This is a genomic window from Novosphingobium endophyticum (assembly GCF_014640675.1).
GTDB lineage: Bacteria > Pseudomonadota > Alphaproteobacteria > Sphingomonadales > Sphingomonadaceae > Novosphingobium > Novosphingobium endophyticum.
The window spans coordinates 1-4302 of sequence record NZ_BMHK01000076.1; the positions used below are offsets into that span (position 1 = coordinate 1).

At 60.1% G+C, this 4302-nt stretch carries 4 protein-coding genes and 1 pseudogene; 1 reads left to right on the forward strand and 4 read right to left on the reverse strand.

Annotated features, from left to right (window positions below):
* Positions 1 to 100: 100 nt before the first annotated feature.
* Positions 101 to 190, forward strand: a pseudogene (locus tag IEX32_RS20845) (integrase); the annotation flags it as partial.
* A gap of 145 nt (positions 191 to 335) precedes the next feature.
* Here IEX32_RS20845 and IEX32_RS20120 read toward each other — a convergent pair.
* The 4 genes from IEX32_RS20120 to IEX32_RS20135 all read right to left on the reverse strand — a co-directional run.
* Positions 336 to 920, reverse strand: a complete 585-nt coding sequence (locus tag IEX32_RS20120) for a DUF1993 domain-containing protein (protein ID WP_188773316.1) — start codon at positions 918 to 920, stop codon at positions 336 to 338.
* 193 nt (positions 921 to 1113) lie between these two features.
* Positions 1114 to 2064, reverse strand: a complete 951-nt coding sequence (locus IEX32_RS20125) for an alpha/beta hydrolase (protein WP_188773317.1) — start codon at positions 2062 to 2064, stop codon at positions 1114 to 1116.
* Between the two features lie 346 nt (positions 2065 to 2410).
* Positions 2411 to 2884, reverse strand: a complete 474-nt coding sequence (locus IEX32_RS20130) for a DUF2269 family protein (RefSeq protein WP_188773318.1) — start codon at positions 2882 to 2884, stop codon at positions 2411 to 2413.
* A partial coding sequence (locus tag IEX32_RS20135) for an SDR family oxidoreductase (RefSeq protein WP_229736534.1) occupies positions 2884 to 4302 on the reverse strand: 1419 nt, incomplete at its 5' end. The genes IEX32_RS20135 and IEX32_RS20130, both read right to left, overlap by 1 nt.

The following is a 4302-nucleotide window of genomic DNA, read 5'->3' on the forward strand; positions in this document are numbered from 1 at the left end:
CCAGAAGGAAACTGTTGGCGGCTCCGCTAACATCAAATCCTGATCAGCAGGTCTTTGCCTTTCAATGAGTTAAGATGAGGTGCATTATGAGTCGTGGCCGCTGGGCCACACCAACATCGAGAATACGGTGCGGTATCTCGGCGTCGACATCGACGACGCGCTTACCTTGTCCGAGCGAACCGAAATCTGAGCTTTTTACCGGCTCCTCGATCAACTCGGGGAGCCGGCCTGACTGCATGAATGACCGGCAGCTATGAACGAGCGATTCCGGGTGGACGAACGGCAGGAATGTTGGCGGTTTCGCTTGCTCGGGGGAATGGCAGCAGCCGACCACTTTAAGCCGTTCGCTCGCCGGGTGGCGCACGTCCGCTCAGCACAGAACCGGCCGTCCGGAGGGGCAGAAGCGGACGGTCGGCAGCCGCCCCATCTCGACGCTTGCCAATCTGGACGCCCTTCATGCGCAGGATGTCGTACGCGGTCGTGGCGTGAAAATAGAAATTCGGTTGCGAAAAGGAGAGCAGGAACTCTTCGGCAGAAAAATCCATGGCATTGGCGCCAAATTCGAAGCGCATGTCCCGGCCGATGAAGCTTTCGACCTCGTCCGGACCTATCGCTTCCAGCGCGGCGATCGTTTGAGCGATGCGTTCGCGCAGGCCATCGAATGTGGCGAGCGCTGTCGTGGTGTCAGGCGAGAAGATGCCCTTCCGTACGCCCTCAATGGCACCGATGGAATGCACCGCGGTAGATTTAACCTGATAGGCGAACGGAAGCATATCCTCCGCCAGACGCGCCTGAATTAATACCTCGGGCTCGAGACCCTTCTCATTGCAAAAGGCTTCGGCTTTGCCAATCAGCCTCGATACCGAGTTAGGGATCTGCAGGTAGGATGGGATCGTCGCGGCATAGAGCGTGAAGGCCATCTCGCTTACTCCTGCAAAAGTTTGGGTTTTCTCACGATGGGGTTGGCGGCGCGCGAACCTCCCGCGCCTTAGCGCGGTCTCGATCAGTCGAGCAATGACACTGGATGAGATGCCCTGCTACAGGTCTTTCCGCCTCACCCGGACATTTCGAGTGTTCTGCGATTTGTACGATACCGGCCGTTCAATTATCTTGTCACCGATCAGATCGCATATCCGCCACTTGGGCGATAAACGCGCTGAGCCGCTTCCACATCATAGTCCGGGTCCCCGCGAAATTGTGCATATGCGCCATGCGTGGGACGACGATGTAGCTAACATCGCGCGATGACATGTAGGCCGCGACCTCGCGGAGAGGGTCCTGGCAGACGTCCCGTTCGCCCATCCCGATGAGTATCGGCACGGTTACGGTCGCCGCCTTGCTTGACAAATGCCCTGGGACGAGGCCGCCACCTGCGTTAGGCGTAGTGGCGCTAAGCCAATAGGCCGACGTGGAAGCTTCGCCATCAGCGCTGGCGTATGCCTCAGGAACATCTTCCCAATGGAAAGCGAACCGCTTGTCGAAGGTTCGAAGTGCAGCGAGCCCCTCGGACGGGTTGTCCTTGCCGAGCAAGCAGATTTCTTCGCCGACCGTCTTGGCGGGTAGCCGCGTACAGACCGCGCTGCTTCCCAACATTGCGAGGCCGTCGAAGCTGCGGTGATTTGCCTGCATCAAGAGCGCTATGTGCCCGCCCATGGACTGACCTTCACCTACGACGCCGTAGGGCTGAAGGGGGGGCACACCATCGCGCAGAGTACCCGCGCCAAGCCGTTCCAGTATGACTTTCAGCACGGCGTGATTCGCTTCCGCGGCAATCTCCAACGAAGCATCCTGAAGCTCGGGTATGTCGCTCTCGCCCACGCGAATGTGGTCGAGAGCGACCACAATTACGCCGCGATCCATGTGGTGGCGCGCCTCGTTGTAGCCCGGTTCCTGTAGACTGAAGTAGTGACGATTGTACCCGCCGCCGGGCAAGCAAACGACCAACGGAACCCGTTCGCTATTATGGGCAACGTCCGGGAGATGCACCGTCGCGACCAATGACCAGGAGTGCCCATCGCTAAGCGTGCCCGTCTCTATGCGTAGGTCAAAGCTCTCGTGCGGCATTAGTCTCTCCTGACTGGAACGGCTTTGCCAGAGACATAGCGAGAAGGGGGATACGCGCAACGAGCACGCGGCGGCTATGGTATTGTGCCCCCTCAACGCGGCCAGTCTGGACACCACCCCACTCAGGCATTCGCAGTCTGATCCGGCCATCGCCCGTGAATGACCGCAGTTGGCAGAAGCTGTCGCTGGTCTCTGCTGGCGGTAATGACGGGAAAGTCCCACTTCTTGCTATTCGCGACGCGCCGCTGAAATATGAATGTATGGCAAGTTCCGAGGCACGCGATCTGGACCGTGAATGTCGCCTTTGTCGGCGATGCTCGGCGGCGGAACAAGGGGTTCACTGGCGTCACCAAAGGACGGGTTTGGCAATCATCAGCCAGAACACGCCCATAAGCCCAAGAAATGCGGGCCACCCCAAGGCAAACCAAAGCCACACGGTACGAAAATAATCGGTTCCGAGAGATTGCCCCGTCTCTGCGGCGATCTGCGCCAGTCGCTGGGCCTTGATCTGGAGCCAAACGACAGGGGCCCAGCAGATGAAGGCAAGCGCATAGAGCCCATAAGTCAGCAACAGCCAGGACTCGGTCAAAGAATAGCCGACGAGATGGACCAGCATAACGCCGCTGACGGGCTGCACGATTCCGCTGGTACCGGTGAATATCCAATCCGCCTTGACCACCATGCGGCCGACACGCGCGATCGCCGCAGGATCGCGGGTCAGGTGCGCATTCCAGAAATACCATGCGGTGCCGGCGCCGAAGCCGAACAGGATCGTGCTGCTGACGACGTGCACCCATTTGACGAACAGGTAGAGATCCATCAGCGCTTGTTCCCGATTACGCCATAGACGGCGATGGCCAGCATCACCGGCAGGTTCTTGAGAAGCGGCCCGAGTGGATCGAGCCAAAGCTGCGGCAAGGCCACTCCGATCGCGACGGTGTAGCCGCACACGATTACTAGCTGCACCAAGGCTGCTCGTGCCACCGAACGTCCAAAAAGCAATTCGGCGGCGACAAGGATATCGAGCACGCTGCTTCCGATCCGCAGTGGATCGGCCCAAGCCATCGGCAGGCCGAGACTGCGCGCAAGGGCCTCGGTTTGCGGCGCTCCGTAGGCAAGTCCCAGCCAGGCCGACGCCAGCCACATCAGAATGAGTGTGGCTCGTAGCGCGGGAGCGAGGAAAAACAGTCTGGCATGCCAGCGATCTTGCACCTGGGCTGGTCTGTCACGAAGGGCCGCACCGAGACTGCGAGGAACAGAGCCTATCGCTCTAGCAAAGGCTTCGCTGTCACCGGCGTTTCCCGCGACCATCTGGGTCAGGCTGTTGGTCGCGATGGGGCCATCGCCCACGAAATCGCCAATGCGGCCGAGCAACCGCATGAACGGCATCGGTATCTGCACGAAGCGGGCTGGCCCGAAGCCAAGCCACGCTCGGTAGCGTTCGAGCAGATGCTTCAAGCTGATGGTCTCGGGGCCAACCGGCTCAAGCGTCTGTCTCGGTGGCAACTCACCCTCACAGGCAATTCGCACCGTTTGTGCCAGATCGTTCACGTGGATCGGCGTGAAAGCGAAATCTCCTTGACCGGGCAGAGGCACGACCCAAGGCAAACCGGCCATTCCCCGCAATAGCGAGGTACCTCCATAGCTCCCATCACCATAGACCAGCGAAGGACGGAGGATAGTGCAGTCGAGGCCGGAACTGCGCAATGCCGCCTCGCCAGCAAGCTTGGAGATTGAATAGTCCGTCGCCACGTCGTCGCGTGCGCTGATTGCCGATATCAGCACCACCCGTTGGACCGCAGCGGTTATTGCAGCCGCGTGAAGAGCCTTGGGCATGTCGACATGGACTGCTTCCATGTGTGGTCCGCGAAGTACCCCCGCCGCGTTTACGACGACATCCACGCTCGTGAGGTGGATGGACCAATCCTCCGGTCTGACGGTCTTCGCAAGATCGAGCGCAACGAATGTTGCTTCAGGGAACGCCGCCGCCAGCGCCTGCGTCGTTCGCGCCACCCCGACAACATCGTGGCCTGCGGCAAGCAGTTCAGCAACAATATGCCGCCCGATGAAGCCGCCCGCGCCAAGTACCAGAATTCGCATGAAATCCCCTGTGCACCTCGGGCGGGTAGCATCTGTGTCGCGCGGCGATCTGGATGAGAGAGCGCGACGATCAAGATGAGAATCCGGTGTCTCGGGATTGGCGGAGGGCGTAGCCCGTAGCCGGTCCCGAGACACCGG